Here is an 18,826-nt window from a genome sequence, read left to right as displayed (position 1 = left end):
ATGGCACGTTAAGGAGACGAGTGGGGTAGCCACTCTATTGAGGAGATGGAGGGTCATGTTCGAATATATTCTTAAGGAAGATAAAGTTGCGGTGCTCTGGCTCGGTAAGCCGCTGGCTGATCTGAACAATGTGCCGGCAGAGCTGAAGGGCCGGGTTAGTATCAGTCTGGCTAAGGTTCCTGAACAGGCGATGGAGATGCTTGGTCGCCAGGATTATCAGGTGATTGTTGTTCAGCTGAGTCAGGACGATTTTGAGTTTAGTTATAACTGGTTGCGCAAAGTGGTCGCCAAATATCCGGGGGTTATCCGGATCATGCTGAATGACGGCCTGCAGAATTATCAGGTGGCCAAAGCGTCAGAGCTTTGTCACCGTTCGCTGCTGTTCACTTCTGGGGTTACCGAGCTGTTTCATGAGGTAGGACAGAGTCTGCGTCTGATTCAGTCGAGTAATAAGCCGGTGGTCAGGGAGTACGTCGGTGCGATTGAAAGGCTGCCATCCCTGCCGGGCGTGTATGTTGCCCTGAATGATGCGCTGGCGTCTGATACCACTGGTGCAGCGGATATCGCCGCTATCATCGAGCGGGACCCGGCGATGAGTGCGAAAATCCTGCAGCTGGTGAATTCTGCTTTTTTTGCCCTCAGTAGTAAGGTGTTTAAAATCAAAGATGCGGTGGTGATTCTGGGGGTCAGGCAGATTCGGGATCTGTTTCTGGTGTCGCGCATATTTGAACACTATCCGCAGGATAGAAACTGGTCTGGATTTTCGTTCGAAAACCTCTTTGACCGCTGCATGGTGGTTGGCCGGTTTGCCCGGGCGATCTGTCGCGAACAGCGGGTGAGTGCCGATATTGCCGATAAGGCGTTTCTGGCTGCCCTGCTTCAGGATATCGGTATGCTGGTGATCGCTACCCGTGAAGCGGAGCATTACAGTGAGGTGCTTCAGGAAGCTGCGCTGTTGAATCATCCTCTCTATGCCATCGAAAAACTTCGCCTGGGGGTCACTCATATGGAGGTAGGTGCCTATATGCTGGGACTGTGGAACCTGTCGCCGGAAGTGGTTGAGGCGGTGCTTTATCACTCTAATCCAAACGCTACCTCCAGTGAAAAGTTTACCCCGTTAACCGCCGTGCATCTGGCAGACTCTATTCTGCCTGATGTGGTTAATGTGAATGATTGTCGTATCAGTAGCCAGATCAGTGAGAAGTATGTGACCCGTCTTGGGCTGCAGAATAAGCTTCCCCGTTGGCAGCAGATGTCTGAAGATTTTGCTGCACAGCTCTATTCCGGAACCGGGAATGGTTTCTGAACCGGTTCCTATAAGCAGTGAAAGCTTGGAGTGATCGGGGCAGGCTGATAGAATGCGCGGCCTGTTTTGATTCTATATTCCGAGGTTTAGATGGCGCTGCCTGTTGTTGATCCGTCCCAGTATGATGCTCAGCTGAGCGAAAAAAAAACTGACATCGAACAGCAGTTTGCTGACTTCAATCTACCCGGCATTGAGCTGTTTGAGTCGGCCACAACCGCCTATCGCCAGCGCGCCGAGTTTCGGGTGTGGCACGAAGGTGATGATCTTTACTATGTGATGTTTAAGCCGGGGGACAAGCATCAGCACAGCCGGCTTGAATCCTGCCCCATGGTATCTGAACCGATTCAGCAGGTGATGTTTAAGCTGCTGGACTATTTACGCCCCAATGAACTGCTGCGTCGCCGCCTGTTTCAGGTCGATTTTCTCAGCACCCTGTCCGGCGAACTGATCGTCAGTCTGCTATATCATAAGCCCCTTGATGACGCCTGGATTGAGGAAGCCCGTAAACTCAAACAGCATTTCGGTATCCATTTTATCGGTCGTAGCCGCAAAACCAAGATCGTTCTCGATCAGGATTATGCGCTGGAGAAAATGCGGGTTGATGGCCGGGAACTGATCTACAAGCAGGTCGAAAACAGTTTTACTCAGCCCAATGGCGGGGTGTGCGTTAAGATGCTGGAATGGGCTGTGGATGTTACCCGTGACGCCGGTGGCGATCTGGTGGAGCTGTACTGTGGTAACGGCAACTTTACCATGGCGCTGGCAGAAAACTTCGATAAGGTGATTGCCACTGAGATCGCTAAAGTCTCTGTGGATGCGGCGCAATATAATATTGCCGCTAACCAGGTTGATAATGTGAAAATCCTGCGGATGTCCAGCGAGGAGTTTTCCCAGGCATTGCAGGGGGTGCGCGAGTTTCGTCGTCTGAAGCAGAGTGGTGTTAATCTGGCTGATTATAATTTCAGTACTGTTCTGGTGGACCCACCACGTAGTGGTCTGGATGATGAAACCGTTAAGCAGGTCGCTGAGTACGATAATATTGTCTATATCTCCTGCAACCCGGAAACACTGCAGCAGAATCTGAAGCAGCTGACCCTGACCCATGACCTGCACCGTTTTGCGCTATTTGATCAGTTTCCCTATACCCATCATCTGGAGTGTGGGGTATATCTGACAAGGAAGTAGGTTAGTAACAGGTTTGAATCTCTCAGATCTGCAAATATCCACCCTGGGTATTATTAATTAATACTCTTTGCGCGCAGTTGGTGTTGCGTTAACGATAAAAAGATACTTTAGCGATCATTTTATCGGGAGGTTGTATTATGCTCAGCGCTATCTTTTCAGCACTAATGGTCGTGTCACCGGCATTTACCGTTGCTTATTCGTTCTATCAGGGAGAGTAGGATGTCAGCACTTCTTCGTATCAATGGCTTTCTGGCGTTTATTGCCATCGCCTTTATCAATGCCTTTGTCGATCTGGGTCATAAGATCATTATTCAGAACACGCTGTTCAAAGCGTATGACGGTGATCTGCAGATCGTTCTGACGGCCGTGGTCAATGGGCTGATCCTGCTGCCGTTCATTATGTTATTTACCCCTGCGGGGTTCCTGGCAGATAAATACCCGAAAAATCGGGTGATGAAATATTCCGCCTGGGCTGCGGTTGGTGCAACGCTGCTGATAACCCTGTGCTATTTTCAGGGTTGGTTTATCGCAGCCTTCGCGCTGACCTTTATTCTTGCGCTGCAAAGTGCCTTCTACTCACCGGCTAAATATGGCTTTATCCGTGAGCTGGTGGGGGAAGAGAATATTACCGAAGGTAATGGCTGGGTTCAGGCGGTGACCATGGTCGCGATTCTGTCAGGTATCGCGGTATTTTCGTTGCTGTTTGAGATCCGTGTAAACGGGGCGTTTCAGCTATCACCCGAGCAGAGCCTGGAGATGATCGCCCCATTAGGCTGGTTGCTGGTGATAGGCTCGGTGTTTGAGCTGATACTGGCATACCGGTTGCCGCAAACCCGCGATACTGACCATCAGGTTCACTACGACTGGCAGGCCTACCGCAGCGGTAAGACGCTGAGTCGCAATTTATCGATGATCTACCATAACCGAACCATCTGGCTTTCAATCATCGGGGTGGCGCTGTTCTGGTCGGTAAGTCAGGTGATGCTGGCGGTATTTCCTGCGGTGGCTGAAAGCCACCATGGTATCCACAACACCTTTATTATCCAGGGGACCATGGCGCTGGCGGGTGTTGGTATTATGGTCGGTTCGGTGCTGGCCGGCCGCTGGTCGCCACACTATATCAATATTGGCCTGATTCCACTGGGGGCGGCGGGTGTGGCTGCCGGGCTGGTGTTACTGCCGCAGGCTTCCTCGGTGTTCTATCAGGGAGTGGTGTTTTTTCTTATCGGCCTGAGTGGTGCGCTGCTGAATGTACCGCTGCAGGCACTGATTCAGTTTAACGCTGGTCGGGGTGAGACCGGTAAGGTGCTGGCGGGCAGCAACTTTATTCAGAACATCGCAATGCTGGGGTTTCTGTCACTGACGGTACTGTTTGCCTGGGCTGGGATTGATGGTCTCTGGCTGCTCTGGTTGCTTGCACTGTTGGGGGTTGTGGGGGCGTTGTTTGCTATCCGGTTGTTGCCTCAGGCACTGGTGCGGGTGCTGGTGGCTGGTCTGATAAAGCGTAAATACAATCTTCAGGTGCTGGGCTTTGAGAATCTGCCGCGTTCGGGCCAGGGTGTGCTGTTGCTTGGTAACCATATCAGTTGGCTGGACTGGGCGATGATTCAGATGGCTTGCCCGCGTCATATCCACTTTGTCATGGAACGCTCAATCTACGAGCGCTGGTATCTGAAATGGTTTTTGTCGATGTATCGGGTAATTCCGATCTCCAGTGGTCATAGCCGGGATGCATTGCAGGCAGTTGGTGAGCTGATCAGCGCCGGACATGTAGTCTGTCTGTTCCCCGAAGGAGCAATCAGTCACACCGGTCAGATCGGTGAGTTTAAAAAGGGGTTTGAACGGGCCTGTGAAGAGGCTGAAGGGGTGATTGTGCCTTTCTATCTGCGTGGATTATGGGGCAGCCGTTTCTCCCGCTCCACCGATAAGATGAAGGTGATTCGCCGGGGCGGTCTGAAGCGTGATGTGATAGTCGCCTATGGCCAGCCGATGCCGGTGAACAGCAGCGCTTCAGAGGTGAAGAAGAAAGTTTCTGAGCTGTCGATACATACCTGGGAGCGTTACACTCAGACCTTTCAGCCGCTGCCGCAGAGCTTTATTCGTACAGCAAAAAGTGCCATGTCCGATATGGCGATCAGCGATGTGCAGGGGGAGCCGCTGAGTTATCGACGCCTGCTGACCGCCGTGGTGCTTTTCAGTCAGCGTTTGAAACAGACGCCTGGGCAGCGTTTGGGTGTGTTGCTGCCAACCTCCAGTGCCGGTGCGATCGCTAACCTGGCGGGGCTGTTTGCCGGTCGGACACTGGTGAATATCAATTTTACCGCCAGTGAGCCTGCTCAGTTGGCCGCGCTGGAGCAGGGCGAGGTGGAAACTATTCTCACCGCCCATAAATTTGTCTCTAAACTGAAGGCCCGGGGAGTCAGCACCGAGGCGCTGTTTGAGGGGCGCCAGGTGATTTACATGGAGGACCTGAAGGCGGGCATAGGTAAAGCGGAAGCCCTGGTGACAATGTTTCTGTTGAGTGTGGTGCCCGCTACTCTGCTGCAGGGGTGGCTGGGGGCGGGTACCAGGATGGATGATACCGCCGCTATTTTATTCTCCTCCGGTAGTGAAGGCGCACCTAAAGGGGTGATGCTCAGCCACCGGAATATTCTGGCAAACCTGCGCCAGATCGCCGATGTTTTGAATGTCCGTGAAGATGATTGCATTATGGCGACGCTTCCGCTGTTTCACGCCTTCGGCCTGACAGTGACCACCTTTATGCCTTTGATAGAGGGTTTGCCTGTGGTGTGTCATCCGGATCCGACTGATGCTGTGAACATAGGCAAAGGGGTGGCTAAGTACCGGGCAACGATGATCTGTGCCACCTCCACTTTTCTGCGCCTCTATACCCGCAGTAAAAAACTTCACCCTTTGATGTTTCAATCGATCCGTGTTGCGGTTGCCGGCGCCGAGCGACTCGATCCTGCGGTGCAGCAGGCGTTCGAAGCTCGTTTCAGAGTGCCGGTTATTGAGGGGTATGGTTCGACTGAAACGACGCCGGTTGCCAGTGTGAATCTGCCCGACCATCTGTCTGTTGACGGTTGGTTTGTGCAGGTGGGTACCCGTCCTGGTACCGTAGGGCTGGCACTGCCGGGGTCGACTTTCCGTATCGTCGATCCGGTAACTCTGGAAGAACTGCCAACCGGGGAAGATGGTCTGATTCTGATCGGAGGCACCCAGATTATGAAAGGTTATCTGAATAATCCGGAGAAAACCGCCGAGGTGATTGTCGAAATGGATGGCCTGCGCTGGTATAAAAGCGGCGATAAGGGCCATCTGGATGATGATGGTTTCCTGACAATCGTCGATCGCTACTCCCGATTTGCCAAGTTAGGCGGAGAGATGGTCAGCCTGGGGGCGGTCGAACAGGAGGTCAGAAAACATCTTGCGGATGATGAGTCCGCCCTGGTGGCCATTAATCTGCCGGATGAACGCAAAGGTGAGCAGGTTGTGTTGCTGGTGGATGCGGATATCGATCCGCAAAGCTTCAGAAGTCATCTCGCGAGTCAGGGGGTGCCGCCACTGATGTTGCCAGCGAAGGTGTTCCGGGTTGCTGAGATCCCATTGTTGGGCAGTGGTAAAACCAACTATCCGGCGGCAAAACTGCTTGCCGAACAAATGCTGGTTTCAGGCTAAAAGCTGTTTTATCAACCGGGTCCTTTCTGGCCCGGTTTCTCCTCTGTTGTATCTCTTTAAGCTGCTTGCTGCTGCCTGGGCGTCGGGATTTATTTTTTCATGTGTATAGAAATGCTTCGCCTCATGCGCGAGCTTTACGTGACATTTTTGCGTCTGAGAACCACGTTTACTGTATTTATATTATGTTATACTGTAACATTTATGTTTTCGTAAATATTGAGGGTTTGGCGGATGAAACTGTTGGGTGGGGTATTGCTATTACTGGCTGCGCCGGTTGTAGTCGCTGAGGGGATTGAGCGTCAGTATGAAAGTCATGAGCACGGTAAAGCAAGCATGACAGTGGTTTTAGAAGACAGTGAGTTGCAGATTGAGATTAAAACTCCAGCAGCTAATATTGTAGGGTTTGAGCATGCGCCTGCGGATGAACAACAACAGCAGGCACTGGCCTCAGCCCTTGCACAGTTGAAAAAGACCGAGCAGTTGTTTGGCTTTCCAGAAGGTTCTGCCTGTCATACAGAGCTGGCGGACGTTGAAACGACTATGGTGGACAGTCATGATGATCATGAAGCGGATCACGATCATGAGGCGGATCACGACCATGAAGCAGATCGCGACCATGAAGCAGATCACGGCCATGAAGCGGATCGCGACCATGAGGCAGATCACGATCATGAGGCAGATCACGATCATGAGGCGGATCACGACCATGAGGCAGATCACGATCATGAGGCGAGTCACCAGCATGACGGGCATACTCACAGCGACTTTATGTTGTCATACCGGTTTCACTGTGGGTCTCCAGCATTGCTGAAGGGTTTTTCTGTTGAGCTGTTTGAGTATTACCCACAGATGCACCAGCTTCAGGTGCAGTTAATTGGTCCGGCCGGACAGAGCTATCAGCAGCTGGATGATGAAAACAAATGGTTAAACTTTTAACCGATGGATGATATGAAGAACGCTGTTATTGAGCTGGATAAGGTGGTCTTTGGCTGGCCTGAGGGCCAGCCTGTTCTGGATATTCCAGCGCTGAACGTTGCCGCTGCCGAGCGGGTGTTTGTCAAAGGTCCTTCAGGAAGTGGTAAAAGTACCCTGCTCAACCTGATTGCTGGCATACATACCCCTTTGCAGGGGCGTATCTGCGTATTGGGACAAGCTTTGCATAGCCAGGGGAGTGCCTGGCGGGATAATTTCAGAGCTGATCATATTGGACTCATATTTCAGCAGTTTAACCTGCTGCCTTACCTTTCGGTGCTGGAAAATGTGATGCTGCCCTGTCGTTTTTCGATGGCGCGTAATACACGGGCCACGGAGCGCTATGGATCACTTGAGAACGCTGCGACACAGCTGCTTGAGCATCTGGGAATCCCCCGTGATTCGTTGCACCGTCGAGGGGTGACACGGCTCAGTATTGGTCAGCAACAGCGGGTTGCTGCCGCCAGAGCATTGATTGGCAGTCCTGAACTGGTGATCGCAGATGAGCCAACCTCTGCTCTGGACAGTGATAGCCGCAACGCGTTTCTTGAACTGTTGATTCGTGAATGTGATCTGTCTGAAAGTACTCTGGTGTTTGTTAGTCACGACAGCTCACTGGAAACACACTTCAGCCAGGTTATTTCATTGCGTGATCTTAATCATGCAAAGGAGTTGGTGTGAAAGTTGTTTTGATGCTGGCTCTGCGAAGCCTTTATAACCGGCGCGTGACCGCTATCATGACGATGATCTCTATCGCTGTCAGCGTTGCACTATTGCTCGGTGTCGAAAAAATACGAACGGAAGCGAAGCAGAGCTTCAGTTCGACTATCTCGGGTACAGATCTGATTATCGGCGCTCGTTCCGGGTCGGTGCAGTTGTTGCTCTATTCGGTATTTCGCATAGGTAATGCCACCAATAATATCAGTTGGAAAAGTTATCAGGAGATCGCCTCTCAGCCTTCTGTGGAATGGACGATTCCCATATCGCTGGGCGACTCACATCGGGGCTACCGGGTGCTGGGGACCACCGGGGACTACTTTAAGTACTACCGCTATGGACGTAAACATCCTCTGGTTTTTCGTGACGGGCATCCGTTTGTTGCGCTGCATGATGTGGTATTGGGGGCCGAAGTCGCGCAAACACTGGGGTATCAGCTAGGTCAGAAAGTTATCATCAGTCATGGTATTGGCAGTACCAGCTTTAGCAAACACAAGGATCAGCCTTTTACTGTTGTGGGCATCCTGAAACCAACCGGGACGCCGCTGGATCGTACACTGCATGTGAGTCTTGCGGCGATAGAAGCGATCCATATTGATTGGCAGTCGGGTACCTATATACCGGGGTCAGGGGGGACAACTCCTCTGTCAGAACGAAAGCTGGAGCCAAAACAGATTACTGCGATGCTGGTGGGGCTGAAGTCAAAGCTGTCGACTTTCCAGCTGCAACGGTCGGTTAATAACTATCGTAAGGAAGCGTTACAGGCGATTCTGCCCGGCGTAGCGCTGCAGGAACTCTGGGGGATGTTGGGGGTGGTTGAAAGCACCCTGTTAGTCATCTCAGGGTTTGTTGTGGCGACGGGACTGTTCGGTATGCTGACGGTATTGATGACCAGTTTGACTGAGCGTCGTCGGGAGATGGCAATTTTGCGGTCGGTTGGCGTCAGACCCTGGCAGGTCTGCTTATTATTAGTACTGGAGACCGGCGGTCTGACGCTTGCAGGTATTGTGTTGGCGATGCTGTTTCTCTATGGTGGTCTGGCGATCTGCATTCCGCTCATTGAGAGCCATCTGGGGCTCTATTTAGAGCTGAGCTTACCCGGACTTTATGAGTTAAAACTGTTGTTGTTAGTCTTTGTTACCGGCCTCCTGTGTGGTTTGATACCCGGCTATACTGCCTATCGATACAGTCTGGCAGATGGTATGACGGTGCGTTTGTAACTGAGTGAGATGAGAAATGTTAGCTAGAGTGGTTGTTTTGGTGAGTATTCTGATCGCTGTCTGTATCGCCCCGGTGCGGGGTGAAACGGTTCAGGGAGAGGCGGTTGAGACGATCGACTGGGACCTGTTGATGCCAGAAGATTACTCGCCGATGGCTGTCTTTGATACCAGTCAGTTCTCATCATTGGATGATTATGACCCTATGGCTGAAATAAAACTCAAAGCGATGATGGAAGCCCTGAGTTCTGCCCCGGTTGTTAAGGAGATGGATGGCAGGATGATCCGTATCCCCGGGTTTGTTGTGCCGCTGGTGGAGGAGGGGCAGAGTGTCACAGAGTTCTTTCTGGTACCCTATTTTGGTGCTTGTATTCATGTTCCGCCGCCGCCTTCGAATCAGATTATTCATGTGACCTTTGAGCCGGGCGTTAATGTAGAGAACCTTTACGATGCTATCTGGGTTGTAGGCAAGCTCAGTGTCGAAACCACCATTCATCAGATGGGAACCTCCGGATATACGATGGATGCCTTTAAGATTGAAGCTTATAAAGAGTAAGCAACAGAGCTGAAATTGTGGCACCATGCTGTGCATCGGGTTTCTGCTCGTGGAACTTTTCCGCCGCTTCATGCATAATATCTGACTAATATAGTTGGTTATTAGTGTCTATATGCATAGCAAAGCCACAGGCTAAGGTGTTATTTGATGCAAAATATAAAGAATATTGTTGCTGTCGCTTCCGGTAAAGGGGGCGTGGGTAAATCGACAACGACGGTGAATCTGGCATTGGCGATGGCTGCTGAAGGCTACCGTGTGGGTATTCTTGATGCGGATATCTATGGCCCGAGTATGGGCACGATGCTGGGGGTTGCGCCGACAACCCGGCCGGAGCCGGCGAGTGAAAACGCGATGAAGCCGGTCAGGGCACATGGTCTGGAGGTGATGTCTATCGCCTTTCTGATTGATGATGCGCAACCGATGGTATGGCGTGGACCGATGGCCAGTGGTGCTTTGCAGCAGTTGCTGACGCAGACCGAGTGGGGCGATCTGGATTTTCTGTTTGTCGATATGCCGCCGGGCACCGGGGATATCCAGCTGACTATTTCGCAGAAGGTGCCGGTCAGTGGTGCTGTGATTGTGACAACACCGCAGGATATCGCCCTGCTGGATGCCCGCAAGGGGATTGAGATGTTTCGTAAGGTCGATATTCCGGTTCTGGGAATTGTCGAAAATATGAGTGTACATATCTGCAGTGAATGCGGTCATGCCGAGGCGATCTTCGGCAGTGGCGGTGGTTTAGATCTGTCCCGTGCTTATGACGCGCCGTTGCTGGGCCAGCTGCCACTTAAAATGTCTATCCGTGAGGCCGTTGATGGAGGAAAACCTACCCTCGTTGCCGATCCTCAGGGCCCGGAATCGATGATCTATCGTTCTACAGCCCGTCAGGTAGTTGAAACACTGCAAAACAGGAGTGGTGTGCAGCCGTCGATGCCGAATATTTCCATCAGTCAGGACTGATCTGGCACCAAGCCCGTATCAGTCACCGACCGCATTTTTTTTCTGAAAATGCGGTTTTTTTTTAGCAAAAACGATATTATGTGCGGCCGCACAAAATAACAGAGAACTGGAACTGAAAAGATGGGTATCAAATCAGACAGCTGGATTCGCCGCACTTCAATTGAACAGCGCATGATCGAACCGTTTGAACCGGGTCAGGTACGTCGTCGGGGTGACGATCGACTAATCTCCTATGGTACATCCAGCTATGGTTACGATGTTCGTTGTGCCGACGAATTTAAAATTTTCACTAACATCAACTCATCTATTGTCGATCCGAAGAACTTCGATGATGGTAGTTTTGTTGATGTGAAATCTGATGTTTGTATCATTCCGCCTAACTCATTTGCGCTGGCGCGCACAGTTGAGTATTTTCGCATTCCCCGCGATGTACTGACGATCTGTCTGGGCAAGAGTACCTATGCACGCTGCGGTATTATCGTTAACGTGACACCGCTTGAACCTGAGTGGGAGGGGCACGTAACACTGGAATTTTCCAATACGACGCCGCTGCCGGCGAAGATTTACGCCAATGAGGGGGTTGCTCAGATGCTGTTTCTGGGGGCTGATGAGGTGTGCGAAACCTCATACAGAGACCGTGATGGTAAATATCAGGGGCAGACAGGAGTGGTTGTTCCCCGTACATGATTGAGTCGAGCGATAAAATCCAGAATTTCTGGCAGCAGGTAGAGCAGACTATTGACCGGCTGCTGACCAGTGAGTCTGAAAATCAGTTTGAAAACGAATCATTATTGCTGGAATACAGCAAAAGCCTGAGAAGTATCGACGCCAATCTGACCTTTCACTTCGAACGTGAAGAGGGTGAGGGCAATGTTGAGATGATTTTCGGCTGTGATGGTTATCCCGAATCGATTACTTCGGTATTAACGCTTGTGGGGGCAGCGCCGGATATTGGCGGTGTGCGTTTCGTCGCGTTTAATAATCGCTATGATCCGGTACCTGCCACGGTGAATTTTGGTGATGAGCAGTTTCAGTTAGATGAATTCTGGTTTGGTTATCGGGTCGAATCGGGGCGCTACCACCTGGATATCTACATGCACGATCTGCCGGAGTCACTGGATATGGAGCCCCGTATTGAAGCGGTGATGATCTATCTGGATGCTCTGATTGGCGAATACGACCTTATGACCCGGGTTTCAACCCTGGACTGGTATGACCTTCCGGTTGACCCGGTTGATTATGCGTTGCAGCCGCTGTCTGAGCTGCGTAACTGTTTTGACCAGCAGCGCAACCTGATTAGCCCGATCGGGCTAACCTATCATTAATCCGGGCTTTGAGCCGTCGCTTTAATTGTCGGATAGTATATAGATGCTGCCCTCTTCATCCTCTTCGCCAGTAAACGTGCTCCAGGGTGCCTGACTAAACATGATTCATCCTCTCGTTGTGTTGATCCGCAGAGGTATGAAATCCGGCCCGTTATTGAGGATTCCTGCCTCTTAATACTGCTTCGGCTGTGATTGTATAAACATTAATAGAGTTTTTTCACTGGCCTGTTTTGTCGAAGACCGGCTAAAGTTAATAATATAGTTGAATCTGTAGTTGGCTGCAGAGCGGAGACAAATATGAGTCAGTTATTAACCCGACTGATAGAACAGGTCAGAGCCGATTATCTGCAGCTGATGGAGCAGGATGATGGCCGCTATCCTTATACCTCTGCAGAGAAAATCTGCAATGAGCGCCTTTATCTCAGCGCTGATGAGCTGGCGCCGATAGTCGCTGAAGATCCGACTTTGCTGGCTGCGCGCCGGGGTAATCTTATCGCCAGTGAAAGTGAGCGTGATAATCCCAGTGTCGGCATGATTATCTGTGCCAATATCGTCGCGGCGATGATGGAAGGGCTGGTTGATGTTGCTCTGGAGCATGGCTGGTTGTCAGTGGACGGAGAGGGGCGGCTGATGATCGATGCTGAGGAACTGAAGTTGCCAGAGCCGCTGGCAGCTAAAGTGGATTACAGTGTTTCAGAGATTGCGCGTGAGAATCTGCTATTGCCGGGGGAGAGTCTGCTGACCCGGGTGATGAACGGTGCCGAATCTGCCTATGCTCAGCGGCTTAATGATGAACCGCAGAATGCTTACTCCCTGGCGCTGCAGGTTGCTTCCGAACACTCCCTGTTTGCCCCTGACGATATTGCCCCGCTGGTCGAGGAAAATCCGTTGCTATTAGGCTTGCGCGGCGATGGCATGGTGGATGAGGAGATGTTTGAGGGAGACCCGCCCGCGGGCATGATTGTCAGCGCTCATCTGACTCAGATGGTGGTTTCTCAATTGCTGGAGCTGGCGGTAGAGCAGGGAGTGCTTGGCAGTGACAGTAGTGGTCATCCGCTGCCGCCGGAGGATGGCAGTGCGGGGCCTGTGATTCACTGATCGTTGCTGGCCCGCATCGGTTGTTGCGGGCTTTGTGCGGAGATCAGTTTTTTGAATACTCCTGCTGGGAGCGGTCCAGTTCGCCGATATCCAATAGTGGTGCTGCGTCCAGATGCTGAGCGTTGAGCATAAAGGCGATCCGCTCCAGGCTGGAGACGATCATCGACTGTTCCCAGTTCTGCATATCCTCAAAGTTCCGGACAAAGATATCCTGCTGGGTTGTCGGGGCGCCTTTCATCAGCTCAACCCCTTTTTCCGTCAGGCTGACCCAGACTTTCCGTTTGTCCTCTATACCCCGTTCCCGGGCTATCAGCTCCTTTCTTTCAAGTCGGTCCAGAATACTGGTGACCGTTGCCTGAGTCAGAACCATCTCCTTTGCCAGCTCACCCGTGGTTAACTGAGTATTTTCCCGCAGGGTCTGCATCACCATTAGTTGAGGTGGCGTTAACCCGGTGCTGCGGCTGATATCCTTATCCTGCATATCGGTTGAGCGGATGATCTGGCGCAGTAATACCAGCGCTTTCTGGCTGTTTTCCATGGGCTGTCCTGAAATTATTTTGGTTGGCTATTCTACGGAGTTTTATCTGTGTTTTCTAGAAATAGCTGGCTATGCAGAGGGGATGATTTGTATTTCTAAGTATATATTTTGGCTATTACCGCCTAATAACCGTTTGTATAGGTTGTTTAACGGGGCTTAGTATGTTTTATAATATAAAAGTAATTAGTAAAGCTAAATAAATGTAATTCTAAATATTAGAGGAACGATGGATATCTCAAGCGTAATTTTACGCACCCCTACCGCTGCCGATGGTTTTGCAGTGAATTACCTTATCAATAACATTCCCGAACTCGATAGCAACTCCTGTTACTGTAACCTGTTGCAGTGCAGCCATTTTTCTGAGACCTCAATACTGGCTGAATATGAGGGTCAGGTGGTTGGTTTTATCAGTGGTTATCATAAGCCGCAGACCCCGGACACGCTGTTTGTCTGGCAGGTCGCAGTGTCCTCAAAGGCCCGTGGTTGTGGGCTTGCAACGCAGATGTTGTTGCAGCTTCTGGCATCAGGTGGAAACCGTTCGGTGTCACATGTTGAGACAACAATCACAGAGGATAACGCCCCCTCATGGGCGTTGTTTACACGTCTGGCTAAGCAGTGTAGTGCCCCCCTTGAACGAGCGCTGATGTTTGATCGTGCAGAGCACTTTAATGATCAGCACGATTCAGAGTTCCTGGTCCGTATCGGTCCACTCCATCGTTAATATTTCGTAGTTCTATATAAATTGTCCCTTAATTCTTAATAAATATGAGTATTGTTATGAAAATTTTTGAACAGATTGAATCAGAAGTTCAGTCCTATGCACGTTCGTTTCCCCGTGTTTTTAACAAAGCGCAGGGGGAATTCCTCTATGATGAAGATGGTAAGCGCTATCTTGATTTTCTCGCCGGTGCCGGCACCCTGAACTATGGTCATAACAACCCTGTATTCAAAGAGAAACTGCTGGAATATATCCACGCAGATGGGATCACCCATGGCCTGGATCTGCATACCAAAGCTAAAGGTGAGTTTCTCGAGGCGTTTAATGAAAAAATTCTTAAGCCCAGAGATCTGGATTATGTGATGCAGTTTACCGGGCCTACCGGAACCAATGCGGTGGAGGCTGCGCTGAAACTGGCGCGAAATGTCACCGGTCGTGAAAATGTGATCAGTTTCACCAATGGTTTCCACGGCGTCACGATGGGAGCCCTGGCGGCGACCGGTAACTCTCACCACCGTGGTGCTGCCGGTGTTAGCCTGAGTGGCGTCAGCCGGATGCCGTTTGATGGTTATCTGGGCGATGATATCGACACCACCGTGTATCTGGATAAAGTGCTGACAGATTCCAGCAGTGGTATCGATAAGCCCGCCGCTGTCATTGTGGAAACGGTTCAGGGGGAAGGGGGCATCAATGTTGCTTCTGTGGAGTGGCTGCGACAGCTGGAAAAAGTGTGCCGTAAGCATGAAGTGTTGCTGATTGTTGATGATATTCAGGCCGGTTGTGGCCGAACTGGCACCTACTTCAGCTTTGAAGAAGCGGGCATAAAACCGGATATCGTCACCCTGTCTAAATCTCTGGGTGGCTACGGTCTGCCTTTCGCCGTTGTACTCTTTAGTCCAGAGCTGGATCAGTGGAAGCCGGGTGAACACAACGGTACTTTCCGGGGTAATAACTTCGCGTTTGTTACTGCGAAGGCTGCGATTGACCATTACTGGTCTGACGATGCTTTTGCCGCCGATATCCAGAGTAAGGGGCGCTACATCAAAGAGCGACTGGAGCAGTTTGTTGAACAGTATGGTGATGGTAATTTTTCAACCCGGGGCCGGGGCATGTTCCAGGGTATCAACTGTGTCAGCGGAGAGCTGGCTGACAAGATTACCACTCAGGCGTTCCAGAAAGGCCTGATCATCGAAACCAGCGGTGCCGATGACCAGGTCATCAAGCTGTTCTGTCCGCTGGTTATCAGCATGGAAAACCTGGCCGCTGGTGTTGATATTCTGGAGAGTGCAATCCGTGAGGTATGTGCCAAAGAGGATAGCTTCCCCGAGCAGAAAAAGTATTTTGATCAGGTTTCTATGGCCAGCTAAACATGGCCGAGCAGGATCTGATTCATATCTGGAGAGGGGAGCGGGTATTGCTCCCCGAGAGGCCACAGCGGTGTCTCTACAGGCTTCACTGCCTCAGAGGGTCGGGATTGATTCGGGTGATGTCCCGATCCCGGCCATATCGGCTGAAGTCGGCGCAAAGCATGCTGATTCCGGCTGATGAGGTGGTTACCGTCTCCGGCAGTGAGGATATGGTCATCACCCTGAAGCCCGCGTCAGATGCAGAAGCAACTAAAAACTGAATATTAAGGAAACAAAATGATTGTACGTGATTTAGCAACAGCCGAGCAGAGTAATCGTCGAATTGTATCTCCCGATGGTAACTGGGAAAGCACCCGGATGCTGCTGAAAGATGACAATATGGGATTCTCATTTCACATCACCACCATCTATAAGTATGCTGATTTTGGCATGCATTATCAGAACCATCTTGAATCGGTCTACTGTATATCCGGTGAGGGTGAGGTTGAAACGGTACCTGAAGGAAAGAAATATCCGATTAAACCGGGTACTCTCTATATTCTTGATAAGAATGATAAGCATATCTTGCGGGCTTTTGAAGAGATGCAGATGGCCTGTGTTTTTAATCCGCCCCTGAACGGTAAAGAGGTTCATAACGCGGAAGGCGCGTATGAGCTGAATGCGGAAACAGTGACTGCTTGATTATGAATATGAGAGGAATGTTTATGGCGGGTGAACCAGAGTGTGAAGACCTTTACCCATCACGACAGGGTGTTCATCGTATTACCCAGCGCCAGGATCCAACGGTCTACGCGCCTAAGGGGCGGGTTGCGCCCATCTCTGATCAGCAGATAAATGATTATGCAGAGCAGGGGTTTATGGTGCTGGAGGATATGTTTTCAGCGGTTGAAGTCAACATGTTTCAACAGGAGCTGGAACGGTTACGCAATGATACGGAGGTGAAACAGTCGGGTGAAACCATTACCGAGCCGGAAAGCGGCGAAGTGCGCTCGGTGTTTCGGGTACATGAAAACAGCCCTCTGTTCAGGAAGCTGGCGGCCGATCCGCGCCTGGCAGAACTGGCACGGTATATTCTCAATGATGAGGTGTATATCCATCAGTCCCGTCTTAACTATAAGCCGGGATTTCGGGGTAAAGAGTTCTATTGGCACTCAGACTTTGAAACCTGGCATGTGGAGGATGGGATGCCCCGGATGCGGGCACTGAGTATGTCGATTACATTAACGGAAAACTTTGACTATAACGGCCCGTTAATGCTGATCCCCGGTTCCCATCAGCAATATGCGGCCTGTGCCGGAGAAACGCCGGAAAATCACTTTCAGTCCTCTTTGAAAAAGCAGGAATATGGCGTGCCTTCTGATGATCAGCTAAAGCAGATGGCTCAATCCGGCGGGATTGTGAGCGCCAAATGTAAACCTGGCAGTGTCATCGTTTTTGACTGTAATGTGATGCACGGTTCAAACGGAAATATTACGCCGGAACCGCGTTCCAATGTGTTCTTTGTTTATAACGCCATGAGTAACCAGGTTGTTGCGCCGTTCTGTGATCAGCCTCCCCGTCCGGAATATATCTGCAGCCGTGAAAATATTTCGGCAGTTCCGCCTGCTGAGTGAGCTGTGAGCCGCTCTGAGCGGCTTAACTTTTGAGCGGCAGTGACTGTTGCAATCATCTTATAAACTGAAAATTTGAGAGTTATGCACACTATAGAAAAGATCGGCGGCACATCGATGTCTGATTATGTGTCGGTCCGGGATAATATTATTTTTAAACCCTCTAATCCTGACACACTCTATCAGCGAGTGTTTGTTGTCTCAGCCTATGGCGGAATAACGGATAAGCTGCTGGAGCACAAGAAGAGCGGTCAGCCGGGCGTTTACGGCCTGTTTGCCAGCAGTATGGAAGATAAAAGCTGGCTTCAGGCGCTGGAGCAGCTTAAATGTGAGATGTACGATCTGAATCTGCAGCTGTTCGGTAAAGGTGAGCTGTTGATCAGAGCGAATAATTTTATTGATGAACGGTTGCAGGATGCCCAAAAATGCCTCACCGATCTGCACAGCCTGTGTATGCATGGTCATTTTGCACTGGATGCCCACCTGGCCACCGTTCGCGAGATGCTCGCCAGTATTGGTGAAGCCCACAGCGCCTGGAATATGGTTGAGCTGCTTAAGCGTGATGGTGTCAGTGCCTGCTATGTTGACCTGACTGGCTGGGATACGGATCGGCATATGTCACTGGATGACCGCATCCGATCAGCGTTCCGCTCGATCGATCTGGATAGCCAGTTGCCGGTGGTGACCGGTTATGCCCACAGTGAAGATGGTCTCATGTCCTCATTTGATCGCGGCTACAGTGAGATGACTTTCAGTCGTCTGGCGGTGCTGACTCAGGCCCGGGAAGCGGTTATTCACAAAGAGTTTCACCTTAGCAGTGCTGATCCACGCCTGGTGGGTGAGGGTAATGCGGTGCCGATTGGACGCACCAACTATGATGTGGCAGATCAGTTAGCCAATCTGGGGATGGAGGCGATCCATCCGAAAGCGGCGAAAGGTTTGCGGCAGCACAATGTTCCGTTGCGGGTGAAAAATACCTTTGAGCCGGAACACACCGGCACCCTGATTACCGGAGACTATGTCAGCGATACTCCGCGGGTTGAGATAATCGCCGGTTGTAAGGGGGTCTATGCACTGGAGCTGTTTGATCAGGATATGGCGGGCAGTCTCGAAGATTATGATCGGGAAATTCTGGCGCTGATTAAGCGTTTTCGCGCGCATATTGTGTCTAAGGATGTTAATGCCAACACCATCACCCACTATCTGGCGACCAACCTGAAAACGGTTAAGCGGATTCGTTCAGCATTGGCCGAGAGGTTTCCTGAGGCTGAACTGGATCAGAAAAAAGTGGCGATCGCCTCGGCCATTGGCAGTGATATGGAGGTGCCTGGAATTCTGGCTAAAGCGGTATCCGCTATCGCAGAAGGCAATATCAGTGTCCTGGCGATTCATCAGTCGATGCGGCAGGTGGATATGCAGTTTGTGATTGAGGAAACCGATTACGATAATGCGGTGAAAAGCCTGCATAAAGCGCTGGTGGAGGTACATGACCACGGACGGGCGATCTGTCTGGCGGGTTATCCGATACAGCCTGTTAACTGATAGTTTGCATGATTTTCCGCTCTGGACTGAGACTGCA

At 51.0% G+C, this 18,826-nt stretch carries 18 protein-coding genes; 17 read left to right on the top strand and 1 reads right to left on the bottom strand.

Annotated elements, in window-relative coordinates:
- The first annotated feature begins 55 nt into the window (after positions 1-55).
- The 11 genes from BMY09_RS07650 (at position 56) to BMY09_RS07600 (ending at position 13,014) form a co-directional block, all read left to right on the top strand.
- On the top strand, positions 56-1,306 hold the full coding sequence (locus tag BMY09_RS07650) for an HDOD domain-containing protein (protein ID WP_091356155.1): 1,251 nt from the start codon (positions 56-58) through the stop codon (positions 1,304-1,306).
- A 90-nt stretch (positions 1,307-1,396) separates the two neighbouring features.
- The gene (gene trmA, locus BMY09_RS07645) at positions 1,397-2,491 is read left to right on the top strand and encodes a tRNA (uridine(54)-C5)-methyltransferase TrmA (protein ID WP_091356152.1); all 1,095 of its coding nucleotides are present in this window, start codon (positions 1,397-1,399) and stop codon (positions 2,489-2,491) included.
- Positions 2,492-2,710: 219 nt separating this feature from the next.
- Positions 2,711-6,169 (top strand): acyl-[ACP]--phospholipid O-acyltransferase, encoded by a 3,459-nt coding sequence (locus tag BMY09_RS07640; protein WP_091356150.1) that lies wholly within the window; start codon positions 2,711-2,713, stop codon positions 6,167-6,169.
- A gap of 231 nt (positions 6,170-6,400) precedes the next feature.
- Positions 6,401-7,105, top strand: a complete 705-nt coding sequence (locus BMY09_RS07635; RefSeq protein WP_091356148.1) for a DUF2796 domain-containing protein — start codon at positions 6,401-6,403, stop codon at positions 7,103-7,105.
- 12 nt (positions 7,106-7,117) lie between these two features.
- On the top strand, positions 7,118-7,822 hold the full coding sequence (locus BMY09_RS07630; RefSeq protein WP_091356269.1) for an ABC transporter ATP-binding protein: 705 nt from the start codon (positions 7,118-7,120) through the stop codon (positions 7,820-7,822).
- On the top strand, positions 7,819-9,078 hold the full coding sequence (locus tag BMY09_RS07625) for an ABC transporter permease (protein ID WP_091356146.1): 1,260 nt from the start codon (positions 7,819-7,821) through the stop codon (positions 9,076-9,078). Before BMY09_RS07630 ends, BMY09_RS07625 begins: the two co-directional genes overlap by 4 nt.
- Before the next feature lie 40 nt (positions 9,079-9,118).
- The gene (locus tag BMY09_RS07620) at positions 9,119-9,631 is read left to right on the top strand and encodes a DUF3299 domain-containing protein (RefSeq protein WP_245756526.1); all 513 of its coding nucleotides are present in this window, start codon (positions 9,119-9,121) and stop codon (positions 9,629-9,631) included.
- Between the two features lie 147 nt (positions 9,632-9,778).
- Positions 9,779-10,591: an iron-sulfur cluster carrier protein ApbC gene (gene apbC / locus BMY09_RS07615; protein ID WP_091356141.1), complete on the top strand. Its 813-nt coding sequence runs from the start codon at positions 9,779-9,781 to the stop codon at positions 10,589-10,591.
- 120 nt (positions 10,592-10,711) lie between these two features.
- Positions 10,712-11,278: a dCTP deaminase gene (gene dcd, locus BMY09_RS07610; protein WP_091356140.1), complete on the top strand. Its 567-nt coding sequence runs from the start codon at positions 10,712-10,714 to the stop codon at positions 11,276-11,278.
- Positions 11,275-11,916: a hypothetical protein gene (locus tag BMY09_RS07605; RefSeq protein ID WP_091356137.1), complete on the top strand. Its 642-nt coding sequence runs from the start codon at positions 11,275-11,277 to the stop codon at positions 11,914-11,916. The genes dcd and BMY09_RS07605 overlap by 4 nt, the downstream gene beginning before the upstream one ends.
- Positions 11,917-12,213: 297 nt before the next feature.
- Complete coding sequence (locus BMY09_RS07600; RefSeq protein WP_091356131.1) at positions 12,214-13,014, top strand: hypothetical protein; 801 nt, start codon at positions 12,214-12,216, stop codon at positions 13,012-13,014.
- 43 nt (positions 13,015-13,057) lie between these two features.
- Here the strand turns inward: BMY09_RS07600 and BMY09_RS07595 are convergent, their stop codons facing one another.
- Positions 13,058-13,552 carry a MarR family winged helix-turn-helix transcriptional regulator gene (locus BMY09_RS07595; protein WP_091356128.1) on the bottom strand — a complete coding sequence of 165 codons (495 nt, stop codon included), beginning with the start codon at positions 13,550-13,552 and terminating at the stop codon, positions 13,058-13,060.
- 226 nt (positions 13,553-13,778) lie between these two features.
- Between BMY09_RS07595 and ectA the strand changes: the two genes are divergently transcribed.
- The 6 genes from ectA (at position 13,779) to BMY09_RS07570 (ending at position 18,789) form a co-directional block, all read left to right on the top strand.
- Entirely contained in the window at positions 13,779-14,273 is a 495-nt protein-coding gene (gene ectA, locus BMY09_RS07590) for a diaminobutyrate acetyltransferase (RefSeq protein WP_091356125.1), read from the top strand.
- Positions 14,274-14,329: 56 nt separating this feature from the next.
- The gene (gene ectB, locus BMY09_RS07585) at positions 14,330-15,637 is read left to right on the top strand and encodes a diaminobutyrate--2-oxoglutarate transaminase (protein ID WP_091356122.1); all 1,308 of its coding nucleotides are present in this window, start codon (positions 14,330-14,332) and stop codon (positions 15,635-15,637) included.
- Positions 15,638-15,756: 119 nt separating this feature from the next.
- A complete protein-coding gene (locus BMY09_RS22130) occupies positions 15,757-15,897 on the top strand; it encodes a hypothetical protein (RefSeq protein ID WP_175483465.1) in 141 nt (46 codons plus the stop codon).
- A gap of 16 nt (positions 15,898-15,913) precedes the next feature.
- Entirely contained in the window at positions 15,914-16,318 is a 405-nt protein-coding gene (locus tag BMY09_RS07580) for an ectoine synthase (protein WP_091356119.1), read from the top strand.
- Positions 16,319-16,341: 23 nt separating this feature from the next.
- A complete protein-coding gene (gene thpD / locus BMY09_RS07575; protein ID WP_091356116.1) occupies positions 16,342-17,250 on the top strand; it encodes an ectoine hydroxylase in 909 nt (302 codons plus the stop codon).
- 81 nt (positions 17,251-17,331) lie between these two features.
- A complete protein-coding gene (locus BMY09_RS07570; protein ID WP_091356114.1) occupies positions 17,332-18,789 on the top strand; it encodes an aspartate kinase in 1,458 nt (485 codons plus the stop codon).
- The last annotated feature ends 37 nt before the right edge of the window (positions 18,790-18,826 follow it).

Source organism: Amphritea atlantica, from assembly GCF_900111095.1.
GTDB lineage: Bacteria > Pseudomonadota > Gammaproteobacteria > Pseudomonadales > Balneatricaceae > Amphritea > Amphritea atlantica.
The sequence above is the reverse complement of the archived record's forward strand: the minus strand, read 5'-3'. Positions and strand labels throughout refer to the sequence as shown.